This is a genomic window from Nitrospirota bacterium (assembly GCA_016207905.1).
GTDB lineage: Bacteria > Nitrospirota > Thermodesulfovibrionia > Thermodesulfovibrionales > JdFR-86 > JACQZC01.
Map to the genome: position 1 here is coordinate 1 of JACQZC010000058.1, position 17,045 is coordinate 17,045.

Below are 17,045 nucleotides of genomic sequence, written 5' to 3' on the forward strand. Positions count from 1 at the left end.
GCCAACACCTGCTGTCCCTGCTGGCCCAGTATAACACGCCCTCGTCTCTCCTTCCTCACACCCACCTGCACAGACCTTGACGCTTTCTTTTTGAGTCGGGCATATCCATTCATAGATACCTGCTGTATATATACAATCAAAACAAACTCTTGGATATCCCAACCAGACACACGAATAACATGAATTACCCCCTGGGTGGCAAGGGGAACTACAAAAAGGATTACATTTATTAGCCGTTTGTTCAAGACACTGTTGCATAGTGCCATATACCTTTATTTGATGAGTAGCCTCATATTTAAATCTACCGCTATAACATATATTAGTGCTGCGACCGCTTCCGTATTGACAAGGCTCACAAAAACAACTTTCTATTGCCTGCCACTTCCCTGCATTCGTAATCCTCACATCCTTCTTCACCTCTCCGCAGGAATCAGTTGCACTTACAGAGAATGCACCACAGGCAGAACTACTTAGACTAACAACTCCACTTGCATTAATGCTCACACCTGAACCTTCCACACACCACATTATATCGCCATTTGCATTAGCAATGCTATATTGATAACTTCCTGATTTTGTAACCCCATCAGGACCTGAGATGGCAAGGTCGCAGGAAGGCTCGGAAAAGGCAATGCCATGAAAAACAAGGAAGAAAAAGAAAAAGACTGAAAATATAAAAATCTTTTTTGCAGATTTCAATCCTTTATCTCCCTTCACCGATGGCAAATTATCCTCTAAAATCCTTTAAACGGATTTGGACCTATTTCCTCAATCTTTTTCGCAAACTCATTTATCATTTCAGGCAGTTTGTCGTATTCGGAGATTGCCACCTGTAGCATCTGGCATCTGTCTGCCTCGAGCTGAAGCCTGTCGAGGGTCTCCTGAACCTTTTCGAAGCGGTAGCTTGCAAGCTCACTGCCTTTTATGAAGTGGCACTGGTAGTTTTCGCCAAACTTACAGCCTAAAAGCAAAAGCCCATCCACACCTCTTGAGAATGCATCGGCAACCCATACTAAGTTGGTTGAGCCAAGACACCTGACAGGGATGAACCTTACCCCCGGATGAAATTGCATGCGTTTTATCCCGGCAGTATCCAGTGCAGGATAGGCATCGTTTTCACATGCAAGACATATAACCCTCAGTCCTTCCTCAGGAACCTCCACTGACTTGAGCATCGAGCCTATCATGTCAACATGATAGTCCTTAAACGACACAATACGCTCGGGGCAGGCGCCCATGCATGTGCCACACCTCCTACAGCGGTTGATCTTATAGAAAGGGATTCCCTTTTCGTCCTCGTCAATTGCACCAAATGGGCATTCCTCTGTGCACCTTTTGCATGCAGTGCATTTCTGAAGGAACGGGTCAGGGAATGTTGCATCCCATGCCCTCGGATGAACTGCTATGCCCTGTGCCACATGCTCAACACACTGTATTGCCTTAAGGCTGGCACCTGCGGCATCCTCAGAGGCATCTGCCATTGTCATTGGCTGTCTTATACAGCCTGCGGCATATATGCCTGTCCTTCTCGTCTCATACTGAAAGCATATGAAATTGGAATCCGCAAACCCGTATGAGCCCTCAAGAGATGGAATCTCAGGGCCCTGCCTGTATGTGAGGTTTAATAAGAAATCCGGCTTAGGTGTTCCTTCAATAAATGCTTTCTTTGCCTCATCGCCTTTTTTACCCTCTTCTGCAAGCCTGTCAAGATACTGCTGAGGCTCTAAGGTTGCAGGCACAACCCCTACTGCAAGCACAACTAAGTCTGCCTCTACCTTTATCTTTTCACCAAGAAGAGTATTTTCAGCCTCTACAAAAAGACTGCCGCTACTTGCCTGTGTGATTCCTGTTACATCTGCCTTTGTCAGAAGAACTCCGGGGTCGTTCTGCATGTTCTTGTAGAAAAGCTCTGTTTGCCCGGGTGTCCTTATATCTTTATAGAATATATAAGACATTGACTCACTGTCTTTTTCTCTTACATATTTTGCCTGCTTAAGGGATGTTGCACAGCAAAACGAAGAACAATAAGGCAGATGATTCGGGTCACGAGAGCCTGCACATTGAATAAATGCAACCCTCTTTGCCTCTTTTCCATCCGATGGCCTTAGAATCTTGCCTTTCTTGGCAATCTCTTCCATCTGAATGCTCGTTATGACATTTGGCAGTCCATAGCCTAAGTGAGTTAATTTAGATGCATCATAAGGTTTCCATCCAGCTGCAAGAACTATTGCACCTGCCTTTATAGTCTCTGATGTGCCGTTTCTCCTTAAGGTCACATCGAAGAGCCCTGGCTGACCATCTGTTTTTTCTATGGCAGTGGATGTAAAGACCTTTATCTTTGCATTAGTCTGAACCTCTTTTATCTTTGAAAAAACAAGAGGCTCCTCGAGCTTATCGTATGGGTATTCCCTCGGAGTCTGTTTGTAGAGCTTTGCACCCCAGCCTCCAAGCTCAGCCTCCTTCTCTATAAGGAGCACATCATAGCCTGCATTTGCGGCCTCCAAAGCAGATGTAAGACCTGTAATTCCTCCGCCTATAACAAGGATTGTCTTACTGAGATTCTCTAATATATTTGGCTCTGGAAGCTCTCCTTTCTGTGCTTTAATAACAGCCATCCTTACATAATCATTTGCCATCATCTGTGTGTCATCCGTATTTTGAGGCTGGCTCCATGCCACAAGCTCCCTGATATTTGCCCTCGAAAGAACACAGCCCGGGAAATCAAACTCCTCGTACTTGACCCTCGGTGAGCATGCGGCTACTGTTATGGCATTAATGCCCTCGTTCTTTATATCTCCGTTTATAAGGGCTATGCCTTCTGGATTACACAGTATATCGTGTGTCTTTACCTTTTCAGGGGTAAGTTTTGCGGCCTTTGCCGAGTCTTTTACAAGCTTCTCTATATTGATGGATTCCCCTATGCCACAGCCTTTGCATATATATACACCGTATTTTTTCTCCATTGCCTACCTCCTCACCAGAGTCTGTATGGTCTTTAAAGCGGCTCCTGTTGCATCCTGCACAGAGCGCTGAACATCCACAGGACTTTTTGCTGTTCCAACACCGAAAATCCCCTTTTTAAGCTTTGATTGAAGCAAGAAACCATCCTCGTTATATGCCATCTCAGGAAGCTTTACTTGCTTCAGGGAAGCCTCCATACCTACTGCAAGCACTACCATGTCAAAGCTCTCCTTGAGCTTTTTGCCTGCAAGCACATCCTCAGCATGAACGACGACATCCCCTGTCTTTGAGTCCTCCTCTACCTTTGCAACCTTCCCCTTTATAAGAGTCACATTTTCATCGTCTCTAACCTTCCAGTAAAACTGCTCATACCTTCCAGGGGTCCTTATGTCTATGTAGAATATTTTCACCTTTGAATCAGGATACTGCTCCCTCAGATATGTTGCCTGCTTTAAGGATGCCATACAGCATATATAGGAGCAATAAGGAAGATGGTTTTCGTCCCTTGAGCCTGCACACTGAACAAAAGCTATATTTTTAACCTCCTTGCTGTCAGAGGGTCTGAGGATTTTGCCTTTTGTTGGTCCACTTGGCGAGGCAAGCCTCTCCATCATCATGTTTGTAATGACATTTTTTACCTTTCCAAAGCCAAGGTTATCCATTTTCTGAGCATCATAGAGGTTCCAGCCAGTGGCAACCACTATGGAGCTGACATTAAGGTTAACTGTCTCAGGCTTCATATTAAGGTCAACTGCATCGTATTTACAGGCATCCTTGCACTTCTTTCCGCAGTCAGCCTTACAGTATTTTTCATCGATGACATATTTAAATGGGAATGCCTGCTCAAATGGAAGATATGCAGCCTTTGTCTTGTCCATGCTGAAATTAAACTCATTTGGCCTTTCTGAAGGACATGCCTGTGCACAGGCATTACAGCCAACACACTTGTCATTGACATAGCGGGGTGAAACCTTCACTGTCACCTGATAATTCCCTTCACTGCCTGAAACCCCCTGAACCTCAGCCTGTGTGTAAAACTTAACCCTTCCGTTTTCCTTAAGCCTTCTCAGGTTTATCTCAAGACCACAGTTGGGTGGACACAGTTTTGGGAAATACTTATTAAGCTGTGCAACCCTTCCTCCAAGATAAGGGTTTCTCTCCACAATGTGAACATCGTAGCCTGCCTCTGCGGTCTCAAGAGCCGCGGTTAAGCCACTAATGCCTCCTCCGATTACTAAGACACCTTTTACCTTTTCCATCGCCATATTTAACCTCCAATGTTATGTGTTCACCACACCCCTTATTAACCTCTCATATGTGGTATTATGAGAATTATAATAGAGTACACATTAACTAATACTCTTGAATTTTTGACTACTAATTAATACAAAAATTAGCTACTTTTGTCAATATATTCTTCCTTTACCTTTAATGTTTCCTCAAGCATCAGAACATACTTTAAGTATCTGAATCCGAACTTCATCAGCGCAATCTCGTCAGCCTTTATTTTTTCGACTTCTTCAGTATCAATAACATCAAGAAAACGGCTCTCAAAAATAAATCTTCTAAATTTGTCTATATCATAACTTGCCATATAAATCAGTTCCTGCTTCTTCGGGTCAAGTTTAGGTTGCCCTAAGGTGTCTCTTCTCAACTGAATCTCCTTCCATTCTCTGTTCATCTCATCATAGAGGTCAACTCCCTGCTCAATCCTCCATGTTTCAATGCTCCACTCTTTGTCTTCGTGATAGCCAAGACACTGCGGGTCCCTGATAAAGAAATAGAAATCCTTTTTTACTGACCTTTTCTCCGAGCCACTTACCATGAGACCTTGACCGACAGGATAATACCGACAGTTAGTAGGTCGGTCTTCATAAATACTACAGCCCTCAGGTGTTACAAAAGGACATTTTCCTTCATTATCATCCATCATCTTAAGCACTGCATAAGGATGCGAAGACTTTTCATCGATATGAATATAGGTGTATTCCTTAAGGAATTCTTCCGAAGAAATTCCCAACCTCTTTTTCATCCTTAAGATGTCATAAGGAGTTAGAAGTATATTTGTAAGTCTACAACATCTATTAAAGCAATCGATATCTTTATGACACCTGAACTTGAATTTAGAATTCAATGTGCGCTCAATAGGTTCTACAAACTTCATACCCAGTAACATAGTTTAATCCTCCCCATTAAACTCAAGTCTTTAGACCTGATTCTTCCTTTCTTGCCTGTAAGAGCTTATCTAATGCCTTATCTTTGAGTTTCAAGGTATCTTCCGAGAATAAATTAAATCTTACCCATCTATAACCAAAATTTAAGAGTTCTTCTTCATCTTCTTTTATCTTTTCAACAACCTCTTTGTCAACATCATAAATATCAAAAAACCTGGTTTCAAAAAGGAATCTCTTGAAATCATAAAGGTTGTAACAGGCATTATAAAGCATCTTTGTCCTTCCTGAATCAAGCTTATTCCCCTTCTGAAAATAATCATGGAAGGTGATTTCCTTGTATGATTCATTCATTTTATCATAGATATCGATTCCCTGATCCTTCTTCCACTCCTGCACTGTCCATTGTTTTTCCTCTTTAAATCCAAGGCATGAGGAATCTTCCTTTATTAAAAACCCTTCCTCCTTAAAAGAAACCGGAAATATAGGATACATCCTGCATGACCATGGCCTGTCCTGGTATATACCACACCCATCAGGGGTAACAAAAGGACAAGTTTTATTTTCATCTTCTATCATCTTAAGCACTACCAGAGGTAACCCCTCATCTCCTGAGAGTGCAACGGTATAACTCTTTAAGAACTCTTCAGAGGATAACCAAGTAGCCTTTCTCATCCTTAGGACATCATATGGTGTGAGAAAGATATTTATATCACTACAGCATCTGTTAAAACAGGTAAGCCCTTTATGACATGAGAAATTGAATTTATCATTCAAAAAGAGCCTTCGTTGTTTTTCGGTATATTCTTTATTCATAAATTATTCTCTATAGAAATAAATATTTTAATACATATTAGGGGCGACCTGAAAGGTCGCCCCTAATAGATGCCTTCATGTACCACCAGCTTAGATGATAGGAATCATTGGCCTTTCAATAACCTTCCATTCCTTCTTCTCCACATCATACTTCAAGTTTACAAAGTGCTTCTGACCCTCATCCAGTTTAAGATAATCGTGCTTTTGGTAATATCCAGGCCATCTTGACTCCTTCCTCGACTGCCTTGTTCTCATGCATGCCTCAGCAACCCAATATCTGTGTATTGCCTCCCATGCCCTCAGGAGCCCATGAAGGTCCTTAGTAGCAATCTTTTCTATATCCTCTCCGCAGAACGCAAGTTTCCAGAGGCCGGTCTCCAGCATCTTGTCAGATGTCCCATACAATGTCTCCCATCCACCTGCATATTCTCCCATTATCTTCTGTACCCTGAATAGGAAACTATGCGGGGAGATATAGTTAGGATTCACATCAGCACTCGTTGTATATGTGCTTTTCTCTTCATACAGGGCAAGTGGTCTAAGCACTATCTCCTTGAGTTTCTTTATCGTATCATCAGATACTGTTGGTTTATAGTCCTTCTGGTCATTGGCAAACCTCACCACTGACTTTGCTGCAATCCTTCCCTGCACATGTGAGCCACTTGAGAACTTATGGGCACATGCACCTACACCGCAACCTGCTGTGAATAGACCCATGACACCTGTCATTAAGTTGTACTTGGCAGGGAATGCATCAGCATATTCTTTTGGCATAAGGTCCTCAGCACCACAAACCCATGCACCCGTAGAGCCGGCATGTGAACCTATGAAGACCGGGTCTCCTAACGCAAGCTCCATTGGTTTCTCCAGCGGGTCAATATTATGTGCAGCCCAGTTTGTGGCACCTGCGATTGTCATGTCAAGGAAGTCCTCCCATGCCTCAGATTCATACTCTTTTAGCTTCTTCTTCAGCTCCTTTGGGTCTGTTATCTCCTTTTGAAGCCTTTCTACCACCTTCTCTGTGTGTATGAGCATAGGTGACTTGCCTTCCTGCGTGCAGAGTATCATCTCATAGTTTCTAACAGGAGTCGGGCAGGGCTTTGCCTTAGAATAGGGTGCCCACTTGTCTGTCTCTGACCCGTACGCACCTACATATGGCCCACCATAGGCATCTGTTGCAGGTGTCTTAAAGAGCAGGAAGAATGTGCCAACAGGACCATAGGAGTCCTTGAACCTCGGAGGGACAAATGTTACATCCATCTGAGTAAGCTCACCCCCAGCATGGAGAATCAGGGCATAAGTCGAGCCTGCTAAGAATGGCGGCATCCAGGACCTCCCAAAGCCTTCACCCTGAGACCTTGGCCTGAATACATGGACTGCACCACCCATGCCACAGTAAACTACCTTTGCCTTAAACACATAGAATTTGTCTTCCCTAACGCTAAAACCGACTGCACCACATACCCTGTTAGGCTCTTTCTCGTCCTTCAGTAGGTGTGTGATATATACCCTCTCAATTAGCCGTCCTTTATCACCAAGGGTAGCAAGGGCGTTCTTTGCTGCCTCTGCCACAATAATCTTGTAACTCTCACCTGATATCATCACCTGCCATTCACCTGATTTTCTCAAATTCCCTGCATCATCCGTCCATATAGGAAGTCCCCATTTCTGAAAATGTCTGACTGTTCCATCCACATGTCTTCCAATATCATAGACGAGATCCTGTCTTGTCAGACCACACTGGTCATTCGTCACATACTCAGCATACCTTTCCGGCATACGGGAATTCTCAGTTACCTTTCCATCCATTCCCATATATGTATTAATGGCAGAAAGTCCCATTGCTACAGGACCAGACCTGTCAACAGCAGCTTTATCTACCCAGGTTATCTTTAAACCCAGTGGCTTTGCCCAGTATACAGCCTCTACTATAGCACCACAACCTCCCATTCCTCCACCGAGTATCAATACATCGGTTTCAACAACTTCTGTTGCAAATTCTTTCATTGTCATCCCTCCTTTCTTATTTCTTAATTGTTGGGAGCTCTTTTACTCCCATTATGTCAGGCTCTCCAAACAGCAACTGATTGGTTAAATCTGCTACCTTTGCCTCAGGAAATCCCTCAAGTGCCTTTATAGAACCCTCTGGTGTAGTCCTCGTTGCATACTTAAACCTCTTGATTCTTTTATCCCTGAAGGTGATTGTCCACATGATGTCCGTTGTTCCTCTCAGTGGAGTTGATGCAGCACCAAGGGGCATAAAATCTGCATAGCCCCTTACATCCATAGCCTGCTGTGGACATATCTTTACACAACAGTAGCACTCCCAGCAATAAGTAGGCTCCTGATTGTATGCCTTCATCTTCTCCCTGTCAAGGACCATCAGGTCGTTGGGGCAGATATACTGGCATGCAGTCTTATCCTGAGCCTTACAGCCATCGCATTTTTCGCTAATCACATAACTTGGCATCTTCTAACCTCCTTTTTAATAATTTTTCTGCTTGTCTGAACCCAGACGAACATCTCTCTAAAAGGTTCGGAACTTACCTCCTTTCAGTTTATTTTTTCTTCACTGATTTTATGAATTCATCCATGATATTCAGGCTCTTTTTCTTAACGACCATGTCGAATATCTGGTCCTTCACCTCCTTTGGAAGTAGCTCGATACTCTTCGTTGTTGCGCTGTCAAACTTTGCCATAGGAAATAGATTAAGGACCTCATCTCTTTGTTTGGCAGTATTGGGAACCGCTAAAACCTTCAGCCCTGCCAGCATCTCTTTAGTCATGTCTGCAAGACCTGCCTTCTGAAGTTTTTCGAATCTTTCTTCGTTAACCCATACATTAATAGGATATGTCTCTGTCATATCTATCCTCCTTATTACTTTAAAGGTTCAATCGTAAAAACAGGGGTTCTCTTTTTCAGGTATTCCTCTGTCACAAATGGAGAGCCGTTACCGTATTTCTTTGAACACTCCATGATAACATCGAAGACCTCTGGTCTGAATATAAGCCTCGGAGGCTTTACCCCGTCCATAATTATGCTTCTTATGAGGGTGCCGCTGAATTTCTGCCACTCCTTTTTATGGTCGCACAGACCCTCGTTTGTGACCTCTCCGCAATGAGGGCAGTAAAGCCAGTTCATAGAGTATGTTGGAGTAATACTCAAGTCATCCTTTACAGAGGCAAGGAGCCGATGAGCATCATAAGGGTCATAATAGGTTCCAACGCCTGCATGGTCCCTTCCATACATATGATGGGTCAGTCCAAGATTTGTCCTGAGGGCTGCATGGAATATTGCCTCCCTCGGGCCTGCATACCTCATGTCCCAGAATGTAAGGGATGTCATATGGTTATGCTCTCCGAAATACCCTGCCTTCCTCAGCACATCATGAGTTAGGATGATTGCCTCGTCAATGTAGTCCCCTGCCCTCTTTTCTCCTATGATGGCATTCACTAAAACCCCAACAAGAGGCTTCTCTATCGGCAGTTCTCCATATGCCTGTAGCCATGCACCCTTCATAAGCCATTCATGCCCTGTGTGAGGCACATTCCTTGTCTGATGTGCAACAACCCTCTCCCAGCCTTTTTCCTTAAACCTCTTTCTCATCTCGAGGGGCGTTATGAAAAATGGCTCATACACTGGATTTATCTTGGGAGGATTTAGAAGGGTAATCTTGCCTCCTAAGAATCTATCCTTATAATTGTAGGTCCTTTTTACCCCAGGATGCTTTTCCTCTGTGGTTCCATAGACCAGCATCGCTATCTCTTTTTTGTCATATGCGAATATGTCGGTTATGTCGAATATGGCGAGGGGGTTTCCGTTATAGGTCAGAAGCACCTCGTCATAAAGCTTTAGAGCCTTTCCCTTCAGCTCCTCCTCCGATATATCCAAAACAATAGGAATGCTCCATACAGTCTTGCCATCGGAAAGCCTCATGTGCTTACAGACAGACTCGACATCTGCCTTTGTCATAAAACCCTCAAGAGGCGTGAAATAGCCATATGCTATGTCAATCACCTCAGTAGCAATCTGCAAAGAGACAGGCAACTCCTTAACACCGGCTGATTTCATCTCCTTGACTCTTTTAATCGCTGCATCCTTTGGTAAAACCCTTTCTACAATCTCCTTACCGCCATGACCTATAGCCTCCATTTAGACCTCCTTATTAATATCGGATTTAAGGATTAACTCCCAATGCACTACAGACCTTGTTGAATATCTCATCTATACTTCCTGTGCCTGAAACTGATTTTAATATCCCCTTCCCTCCATAATATTTAATCAGAGGTGCGGTCTTTGCCTCGTACTCGTTGAGTCTCCGCTTGATTGTCTCCTCCCTATCGTCATCCCTCTGATAGAGCTCGCCTCCGCATTTATCGCAAATGTCCTGTTTTTTTGGGGAAGAAAAATAGATGTTATACATCTGGTTACATTTTCTGCATGTCCTTCTGCCTGTAAGCCTCTTCATCAGGTCTTCTTTTGGCACATCAACGCTTATGGCAGATGTAAGAGACATGCCCAAAGCCTTTAGCATGCCGTCAAGTGCCTCTGCCTGTGCTGTGTTTCTCGGAAAGCCATCCAATATATAGCCTTTCTTACAGTCATCCTTCTTAAGCCTGTCTTCTACAAGACCAAGCACTACCTTGTCAGGCACAAGCTCTCCTTTGTCCATATAGGATTTTGCTTCCTTTCCAAGAGGTGTGCCTTCTGCCACATTCTGCCTCAATATATCTCCTGTGGAAATCTGTGGAATCTTATGTTTTTCAATCAAAAGCTTTGCCTGCGTTCCCTTTCCAGCCCCTGGTGCTCCCAACAACACAATTCTCATAAAGCCCCCTTGAAAATTTAAGATTGAAAACCTTTCTATATATAGTTCTCGCTAAAAAAGCGGAAGGACTACATTTACATTAAGCATACAATAATAGGGCTTAGGCAGTCTGTTTTTCAAGATAAAAATTAAAATTAGAATATTAATTTTTCTTATAATCACTTTCAGCCCATTTCAGAGAAAAACCTTGATTTTAAAAGAAAATTTTTTATTACATTTGGCAGGTAGGGTTTGAGGGAAGTTTTTGGGATTTGCTCTAACGCGCCCAGGAGGATTCGAACCCCCGACCTACGGATTCGTAGTCCGACGCTCTATCCGACTGAGCTATGGGCGCGTTATTGGTTACTGTGTTAGCCTTTTATCCCTTCCTTAAGCGAAAGCATGAATCTTTCGTGCTGAAACGGATGGATTGCAGGAAGCTTAGAAAAAAGCCAGCCCCAGTCTTTTCCCGGCTCAGGGAAAATCTGCTTATCGCCATCCAATACCCTTACAGCAACTGCAGGCTGATTTGGCTGGTTCGAAGCAGAGGTTATAAAAGCACCCTCCATCTTAAAGTCAGGAAGAAATGCACCGACTTTAATATTCAGGTTCGAGCCTGGCACTTTGTATTCACTGCCAATCTTAATGATTACATCCTTGAGGGTCTTTGCAGGCTTATCCTCAATGGTAATCTTCACGGAAGACCATGCACCCTTTACATTGTCAGGCACAACTATCTGCATCGGCTGAGAAGGCATCATTACCCCTGGTCCTTCGGTAGCCGGAGCAATAGGTGCTGGCTCTTCTTTTTTCTTACAAGACACTACGCTTAAGACAACTGCAATCGAAACAATCAGACTTAGAATCTTTCCCACGACAAACCTCCTTTTTTAATCTTTATTATATTGCCTCTCCTAACGGAGAGGCAGGGATTCGAACCCTGGGTGAGGTTTTATCCCCACAACCGCTTAGCAGGCGGCTGCCTTAGACCAACTCGGCCACCTCTCCAGGCAGTTAATATTTTAGCAATTATCCAATTTATTTGTAAAGATAATGTTTGGGCAAATCTTTGTTTACCTCGTCCTCTTCTTTGCAGTCTGGACTTTTATTTTCCTTCCACCTATCATCATATCGTTTATAGAGCCTATTACCTGCTCGGCAAGATTTGAAGGGACCTCTACAAAGCTGAAATTATCTAAAAGCGCTATGTTTCCAATCTGCCTGCCGGGTATCCTTGATTTCTCGGCAATAGTCTTTACGATGTCTCCTACCTTAATCTTGTCCTTTCTACCGATGGTAAGGAAGAGCCGTGTCATACCTCCGATGTCTGAGGCACGGGGACTCCTTATTTCTTCTATGTCTTCAACCTTAAGGTCTCCGACAGCAAGGCTAAGTGCAGCAGCAGCCACTTTTTCATGCCCGTATTTTTCAAAAAGTTCCTGCACGAGTGGATAGAGTTTTTCGTATTTTCCATCTGCTATAACTTCCTCAAGCTCTTCTTTGAGCTCACGCTCTTTTGCCATTCTGACCTCTGAGGTCGTAGGCAGTATGCCCTTATTAATCGTAGTCCTTGCAGTCCTTTCTATGAGTTTGAGCTGGCTGTATTCACGCGGTGTGACAAATGTGATGGCAATGCCTGATTTTCCAGCCCTTCCTGTCCTTCCAATCCTGTGAATATAGGAGTCAGGGTTCTGCGGAATGCTGTAGTTTATGACATGGGTAACATTGCTGATATCAAGGCCTCTTGCAGCAACATCGGTTGCCACAAGGATATCTATAACACTACGCTTAAACTTATCCATCATTTCTTCTCGGAAGGACTGAGTGAAATCTCCATGGATGGCGCCTGTAGCATAGCCCATCTGCTGGAGCTTCCCTGAAAGCTCATCTACATCCCTTTTGGTGTGGCAGAAGATAAGGATTAAAGAGGGCTCCTGAACATCGAGAATCCTTGTCAGCGCTTTTAGCTTGTCAGCCTCCCTCACCTCGTAAAACACCTGCTTGATTTTTGCCACAACAAGTTCTTTTGCGTCCACATGGACCTTCTTGGGGTCAGTCATATAGTTCTTTGAGATACGGATAATCTCTTCTGGCATGGTTGCCGAGAAAAGAAGTGTTTGTCGGGTTTCCGGGGTCTCCTTGAGTATTGTTTGCATATCCTCGATAAAGCCCATGTTAAGCATTTCGTCAGCCTCATCGAGCACAACTGTTGCAACCCCTGAAAGGTTAAGGGTCTTTCTTCTTATATGGTCCAGGACCCTTCCCGGGGTGCCGACAATAATATCTATTCCCTTCTTAAGGCTTTTAATCTGCCTTTCTATGGACTGTCCGCCATACACAGGGATAGAGCTTATACCCTTATTCTTGCCGATCTTGTTTAGTTCCTCAGCCACCTGAATGGCAAGCTCACGGGTAGGGACTATCACCAGTGAACCCGGCATCCTGTTTTTCCCTCTGATGCCTTTCTCTATTATGGGAATGCCATATGCAGCAGTCTTGCCTGTTCCTGTCTGCGCCACACCGATAATGTCTTTACCTTTAAATATCGGAGGGATTGCGATTTTCTGTATTTGAGTGGGCTCTTCAAAGCCCATTTCCGACAGAGATTTAAGAACCTCATCGGAGAGCCCGAAATCATAAAACTTTTCGTACATTAATAATCTCCCTTATATGTTTTCATCTTGAAATAAGTTATGGATATGGTTTGATTTTATTCAGGATGACTTAAGTGAAAAGGCATGTCCGATTAATCGGACATGCCTTTTTGAGTTACGCCTTTGAGATGTTAGCAGCCTTTAAGCCTTTGTCGCCTTTTACGACATCGCAGGTTACTGATTCGCCTTCTGCAAGGGACTTAACCCCATTGCCAGCTATATCAGAATAGTGTGCAAAAACATCTTTTCCGTCTTCCATGGTTATGAAACCATAACCCTTGGACTCGTTGAACCACTTCACCGTTCCTTTTGCCATACAGTTTTATCTCCTTACTTAAAATATTAGAAGTTTAAGGAGTTAAGCCATAAAAAAACCGCAAGAGCATGAAGCTTTGCGGTCTGATACAACAAATACTCCAGAACTTTCAGTTTTAATATTGACATATTCAGGACAGAAAAGTCAAGCAGTAATTTTGGGTTGTCTGAATAAATCCTTAAGCTCTTCTGTTCTTTCTGCTATCTGCCTTAAAATCCTTGCGAGGTCAGCCCTGCCCATCTCATCTGCCTTTTCTGCCCATTCAAGGTAAGTTTTGGCATGTTCGATATTATGTTTTTCCCAGTGCTCAAGGAGCTTTTTGAGTTTATCCATATCCTCGGGCACAGGCTTTACCTCCTCTGGTTGAAGTATATGCTCGTGAGCATGCACGCCATGATGGCTATGCGAGTGGACATACCATGTGTGCTTGTGAGCATGCTTATGGATTAGGTTTGCCTTAAGAAGGCTTCCATGGTCATTAAGGACTTCATGCGGATTACCCTCACAAAGCACCCTGTGGTCTTCTGAAAGCACAATGGTTCTGTCAGATACATCCTCGATTATATGAAGGTCGTGCGTAGCAGTGATTATCGCCTTACCTGCCTCTTTAAGCCTTATGATAATGTCTGTTATTTCAACCTGACTTCTGAGGTCAAGCCCTGCTATTGGCTCATCTAAAAGTAGGACATCGGGGTTTATGCTAAGGCATGTGCCGAGGGCGACTTTTTTCATCTCGCCACTGCTTAGCTCCCACGGGCCTCTGTCCCTTAGATGCCCTATATGAAGCATCTCTATAATGCTTTCTACTTTTTCCTTTATCTCATCTTTGCTAAATCCAAGCTGTAGTGGTCCAAAGCACATCTCATCCCATACGCTTAAGGAAAATAGCTGTGCCTGTGAGTTCTGAAAAAGCAAAGAGACCCTCTGCCTTAAAAAGGCTGGATAGCCCTTAAGAATGCTTGTGCCAAAGACAAAGACCTCTCCTCGGCAAGGCTCTAAAAGCCCATTCAGGATATATAGCAGGGTTGTCTTTCCCGAGCCATTCGTTCCTATCAAGGTGAGGCTTTCTCCCTGTGAGACATCAAAAGAAATACCCTCGAGAGCCTTTACACGGTTTCCATAAGAATAGGAGATGTTTTTTACCTCAAAGACATTCATTCCTTGGAGCCAAACCTCATTCCTCTGGATTTCATTGTCATTTCAAGGTCCCTGGTGAGCCTCAGGCTTACTGAAAACAAACTGCCAATCCTGAAGGATGCCCATCTCCTACCTTGTTTTGACGAACCCGATATGCTTCTTGCCCTGTATGCAGTGATAAACTCCTCAAGCCTCTTTATGAGGAAAAATATATAGCGGTAGCTTATGGAAAAAATGGATTTAAAAGCACCCGGAAGAAAAAACGAGACTGCTTTTATGAGTTTCTCAGGCGGGGTTGTCAGTGTCTGAAGAAACACCAAAACCAAAGAGGTAACGACCCTGAGTATAAGTGTCAGGGCACTCATTACTCCCTGCTCGGTTATCGTTATATTTTGGGGGATATATATATGCCCTATGCTGTGACTGTTTTGAAATCTAAAAACCGTAACAATACCCCTGCCATCGACAAAGATGTTAAAAATAGCAGGCAGGGCTATAAGGGATGTAATGAGAAAAACAGGCAAAAGCCTTTTAAAAAGCAATCCCAATGGAATGAAGGAGGCAAAGGCAATTGCTACTAAAAAAGCAAAGAAAACCCCAATACCTTCGGGATGTCTTTGAAGGCTCACTCCCACGATGAGCAAGCTAAAGCATATCAGTTTTAATCTTGGCTCTATGCGATGAAGAAAACCTTTCCTTTCAGAAACCTCTTTATTAAAAACAGTGTCATTTGTGAATGAGAGGATATGCTTCAGGGTCTTATGGAGAAACCCCTCTTTTGGGAGTCTATCCCCATACCTTATATCTTGCTTGTGTTTTAGCCAGTCAGGGATTTCCATTTTTCCTTGTCAGGACTTTCCCCAGCCCATAGATGCCAAGTATAATCAGAATCACACCGATTATGCCTGAAATTATATAAGAGAGATAGACTTTAATGCCCTTCTGCCATCCCTGAAAGGCATAATCCGATATAGGAGAATTCCAGAAAGTAGAAAGTTTTTTCATACCATCAGGCACATAGCTTAGAATGTCCTTTATCTCATCAGCACCCCACTCACCCCATGCACCACCTGCCCTGAAGAGCTCAGGCAGAAGCAAGCCAACTGGCGTAAGGAGTATCATGACTGCGATTGCAATCCAGAGATTCCTGTTTTTCACCTTTTACCCCTTATAAGCTCAGGATGGGACTTCTCGAGGTACGAGATAACAAGCACCGTAACTACTGCCTCTATAAAACCAAAGACGAGTAAGTGCTCAAGCATTATGACAGGCACAGTGACTTTCAGTGGAAAAGGGCTATAAAGAGGTCTTCCATTGCCTGCAACATGAAGCAGGGGCTGAATCCCAAGCTCAATGGCTGTAAGAAGTGCCGAAAGGTTTATCCCTATGTAAGAAGCAATGCCTCCTCCTACGAGCCTCCTTCTTAAAGATATATCCTTACCCCTGACAATAAGCCTGTAGATAACATACCCTCCGATAGGTCCGATAAAGGCAATATTAAAGCAATTAGCACCAATAGCTGTAATGCCTCCGTCTCCGAAAATGAATGCCTGTATGATAAGGGCAATGGAGACTGATATCACCGAAAGCCATGGGCCAATGAGAATTGCTATGAGTGTTGCTCCTGTTGCGTGTCCTGTTGTGCCAGCAGGTATGGGGATATTGAACATCATTATTACGAAACTAAATGCACCTGATAGGGCTAAAAGAGGAACCTCCGATGCCTTAAGGCTCTGTCTGACCTTCCTTCCTGCATAAGCCCAGATGCCTGCCATTAGTGCCCAGAGGCTGGCATATGTTATTGGTCCAATGTATCCATCTGGTATATGCATCTAAAACCTCATTGTTATGCCAACTTTTTTATTTTATGTTTTTCCCTGTTGTTGTCAGTGTGAGCTTTCCGTGCTTTACTCCCCTTGTGCCAATAAGCCTGTCTGCAATCTTTTTAATATCCTTTGCTTTGCCTTTTACGACAAGCACCTCAATACAGTTATGCTCATCGAGATGTATGTGCATGGATGAGACGATTGACCTATAGAAGCTGTGCTGGAGGTCTGTAAGTGTGTCTGAAAGCTCCCTTACATCGTGGGAGTAAACGAGTGTAATCGTGCCTGCGGTCTGGGTGTCTTTCTCCTTCCACTCCTCCTTCACGAGACTGTCCCTTATGAGGTCCCTGATTGCC

At 43.7% G+C, this 17,045-nt stretch carries 18 protein-coding genes and 2 tRNA genes; all 20 read right to left on the bottom strand.

From position 1 onward, the window contains the following. A partial coding sequence (locus tag HY805_07455; protein MBI4824047.1) for a hypothetical protein occupies positions 1 to 717 on the bottom strand: 717 nt, incomplete at its 3' end. A 17-nt stretch (positions 718 to 734) separates the two neighbouring features. Next, entirely contained in the window at positions 735 to 2,963 is a 2,229-nt protein-coding gene (locus HY805_07460) for an FAD-dependent oxidoreductase (protein ID MBI4824048.1), read from the bottom strand. Positions 2,964 to 2,966: 3 nt separating this feature from the next. Next, the gene (locus HY805_07465; GenBank protein MBI4824049.1) at positions 2,967 to 4,220 is read right to left on the bottom strand and encodes a CoB--CoM heterodisulfide reductase iron-sulfur subunit A family protein; all 1,254 of its coding nucleotides are present in this window, start codon (positions 4,218 to 4,220) and stop codon (positions 2,967 to 2,969) included. Positions 4,221 to 4,354: 134 nt separating this feature from the next. Next, the gene (locus HY805_07470; protein MBI4824050.1) at positions 4,355 to 5,137 is read right to left on the bottom strand and encodes a YkgJ family cysteine cluster protein; all 783 of its coding nucleotides are present in this window, start codon (positions 5,135 to 5,137) and stop codon (positions 4,355 to 4,357) included. Between the two features lie 22 nt (positions 5,138 to 5,159). Further along, on the bottom strand, positions 5,160 to 5,948 hold the full coding sequence (locus HY805_07475; protein MBI4824051.1) for a YkgJ family cysteine cluster protein: 789 nt from the start codon (positions 5,946 to 5,948) through the stop codon (positions 5,160 to 5,162). A 90-nt stretch (positions 5,949 to 6,038) separates the two neighbouring features. Then, positions 6,039 to 7,955, bottom strand: coding sequence for an adenylyl-sulfate reductase subunit alpha (gene aprA / locus HY805_07480; GenBank protein MBI4824052.1), 1,917 nt, complete (start codon positions 7,953 to 7,955; stop codon positions 6,039 to 6,041). A 16-nt stretch (positions 7,956 to 7,971) separates the two neighbouring features. Further along, positions 7,972 to 8,418, bottom strand: coding sequence for an adenylyl-sulfate reductase subunit beta (aprB, locus tag HY805_07485; GenBank protein MBI4824053.1), 447 nt, complete (start codon positions 8,416 to 8,418; stop codon positions 7,972 to 7,974). Between the two features lie 88 nt (positions 8,419 to 8,506). Then, entirely contained in the window at positions 8,507 to 8,812 is a 306-nt protein-coding gene (locus HY805_07490) for a hypothetical protein (protein ID MBI4824054.1), read from the bottom strand. A 14-nt stretch (positions 8,813 to 8,826) separates the two neighbouring features. Further along, on the bottom strand, positions 8,827 to 10,101 hold the full coding sequence (gene sat, locus HY805_07495) for a sulfate adenylyltransferase (protein MBI4824055.1): 1,275 nt from the start codon (positions 10,099 to 10,101) through the stop codon (positions 8,827 to 8,829). Positions 10,102 to 10,126: 25 nt separating this feature from the next. Then, positions 10,127 to 10,777, bottom strand: a complete 651-nt coding sequence (locus tag HY805_07500) for an adenylate kinase (GenBank protein ID MBI4824056.1) — start codon at positions 10,775 to 10,777, stop codon at positions 10,127 to 10,129. Between the two features lie 260 nt (positions 10,778 to 11,037). Then, positions 11,038 to 11,111, bottom strand: a tRNA-Arg gene (locus tag HY805_07505). A 16-nt stretch (positions 11,112 to 11,127) separates the two neighbouring features. Further along, on the bottom strand, positions 11,128 to 11,631 hold the full coding sequence (locus HY805_07510; protein MBI4824057.1) for a DUF2155 domain-containing protein: 504 nt from the start codon (positions 11,629 to 11,631) through the stop codon (positions 11,128 to 11,130). Positions 11,632 to 11,674: 43 nt separating this feature from the next. After that, a tRNA-Ser gene (locus HY805_07515) sits at positions 11,675 to 11,764 on the bottom strand. A 65-nt stretch (positions 11,765 to 11,829) separates the two neighbouring features. Further along, a complete protein-coding gene (locus HY805_07520; protein MBI4824058.1) occupies positions 11,830 to 13,410 on the bottom strand; it encodes a DEAD/DEAH box helicase in 1,581 nt (526 codons plus the stop codon). 115 nt (positions 13,411 to 13,525) lie between these two features. After that, positions 13,526 to 13,726, bottom strand: a complete 201-nt coding sequence (locus HY805_07525; GenBank protein ID MBI4824059.1) for a cold-shock protein — start codon at positions 13,724 to 13,726, stop codon at positions 13,526 to 13,528. Positions 13,727 to 13,870: 144 nt separating this feature from the next. Continuing rightward, positions 13,871 to 14,884, bottom strand: a complete 1,014-nt coding sequence (locus HY805_07530) for an ABC transporter ATP-binding protein (GenBank protein MBI4824060.1) — start codon at positions 14,882 to 14,884, stop codon at positions 13,871 to 13,873. Then, a complete protein-coding gene (locus HY805_07535; GenBank protein MBI4824061.1) occupies positions 14,881 to 15,702 on the bottom strand; it encodes a hypothetical protein in 822 nt (273 codons plus the stop codon). Before HY805_07535 ends, HY805_07530 begins: the two co-directional genes overlap by 4 nt. Further along, positions 15,689 to 15,985 (bottom strand): cobalamin biosynthesis protein, encoded by a 297-nt coding sequence (locus HY805_07540; GenBank protein ID MBI4824062.1) that lies wholly within the window; start codon positions 15,983 to 15,985, stop codon positions 15,689 to 15,691. The genes HY805_07535 and HY805_07540 overlap by 14 nt, the downstream gene beginning before the upstream one ends. 32 nt (positions 15,986 to 16,017) lie before the next feature. Further along, the gene (cbiM, locus tag HY805_07545; GenBank protein ID MBI4824063.1) at positions 16,018 to 16,695 is read right to left on the bottom strand and encodes a cobalt transporter CbiM; all 678 of its coding nucleotides are present in this window, start codon (positions 16,693 to 16,695) and stop codon (positions 16,018 to 16,020) included. Positions 16,696 to 16,723: 28 nt separating this feature from the next. After that, positions 16,724 to 17,045 (bottom strand): nickel-responsive transcriptional regulator NikR (gene nikR / locus HY805_07550; GenBank protein MBI4824064.1); only part of this gene is annotated, 322 nt, incomplete at its 5' end.

Excerpts from the sequence above, each read along its gene's own strand:
- aprA (MBI4824052.1), bottom strand. The coding sequence starts at position 7,955 with ATGAAAGAATTTGCAACAGAAGTTGTTGAAACCGATGTATTGATACTC.
- HY805_07460 (MBI4824048.1), bottom strand. The coding sequence starts at position 2,963 with ATGGAGAAAAAATACGGTGTATATATATGCAAAGGCTGTGGCATAGGG.
- HY805_07520 (MBI4824058.1), bottom strand. The coding sequence starts at position 13,410 with ATGTACGAAAAGTTTTATGATTTCGGGCTCTCCGATGAGGTTCTTAAA.
- HY805_07500 (MBI4824056.1), bottom strand. The coding sequence starts at position 10,777 with ATGAGAATTGTGTTGTTGGGAGCACCAGGGGCTGGAAAGGGAACGCAG.
- HY805_07530 (MBI4824060.1), bottom strand. The coding sequence starts at position 14,884 with ATGAATGTCTTTGAGGTAAAAAACATCTCCTATTCTTATGGAAACCGT.
- HY805_07525 (MBI4824059.1), bottom strand. The coding sequence starts at position 13,726 with ATGGCAAAAGGAACGGTGAAGTGGTTCAACGAGTCCAAGGGTTATGGT.
- cbiM (MBI4824063.1), bottom strand. The coding sequence starts at position 16,695 with ATGCATATACCAGATGGATACATTGGACCAATAACATATGCCAGCCTC.
- HY805_07540 (MBI4824062.1), bottom strand. The coding sequence starts at position 15,985 with ATGATACTCCTTACGCCAGTTGGCTTGCTTCTGCCTGAGCTCTTCAGG.
- HY805_07490 (MBI4824054.1), bottom strand. The coding sequence starts at position 8,812 with ATGACAGAGACATATCCTATTAATGTATGGGTTAACGAAGAAAGATTC.
- HY805_07470 (MBI4824050.1), bottom strand. The coding sequence starts at position 5,137 with ATGTTACTGGGTATGAAGTTTGTAGAACCTATTGAGCGCACATTGAAT.
- HY805_07535 (MBI4824061.1), bottom strand. The coding sequence starts at position 15,702 with ATGGAAATCCCTGACTGGCTAAAACACAAGCAAGATATAAGGTATGGG.
- aprB (MBI4824053.1), bottom strand. The coding sequence starts at position 8,418 with ATGCCAAGTTATGTGATTAGCGAAAAATGCGATGGCTGTAAGGCTCAG.
- HY805_07475 (MBI4824051.1), bottom strand. The coding sequence starts at position 5,948 with ATGAATAAAGAATATACCGAAAAACAACGAAGGCTCTTTTTGAATGAT.
- sat (MBI4824055.1), bottom strand. The coding sequence starts at position 10,101 with ATGGAGGCTATAGGTCATGGCGGTAAGGAGATTGTAGAAAGGGTTTTA.
- HY805_07465 (MBI4824049.1), bottom strand. The coding sequence starts at position 4,220 with ATGGAAAAGGTAAAAGGTGTCTTAGTAATCGGAGGAGGCATTAGTGGC.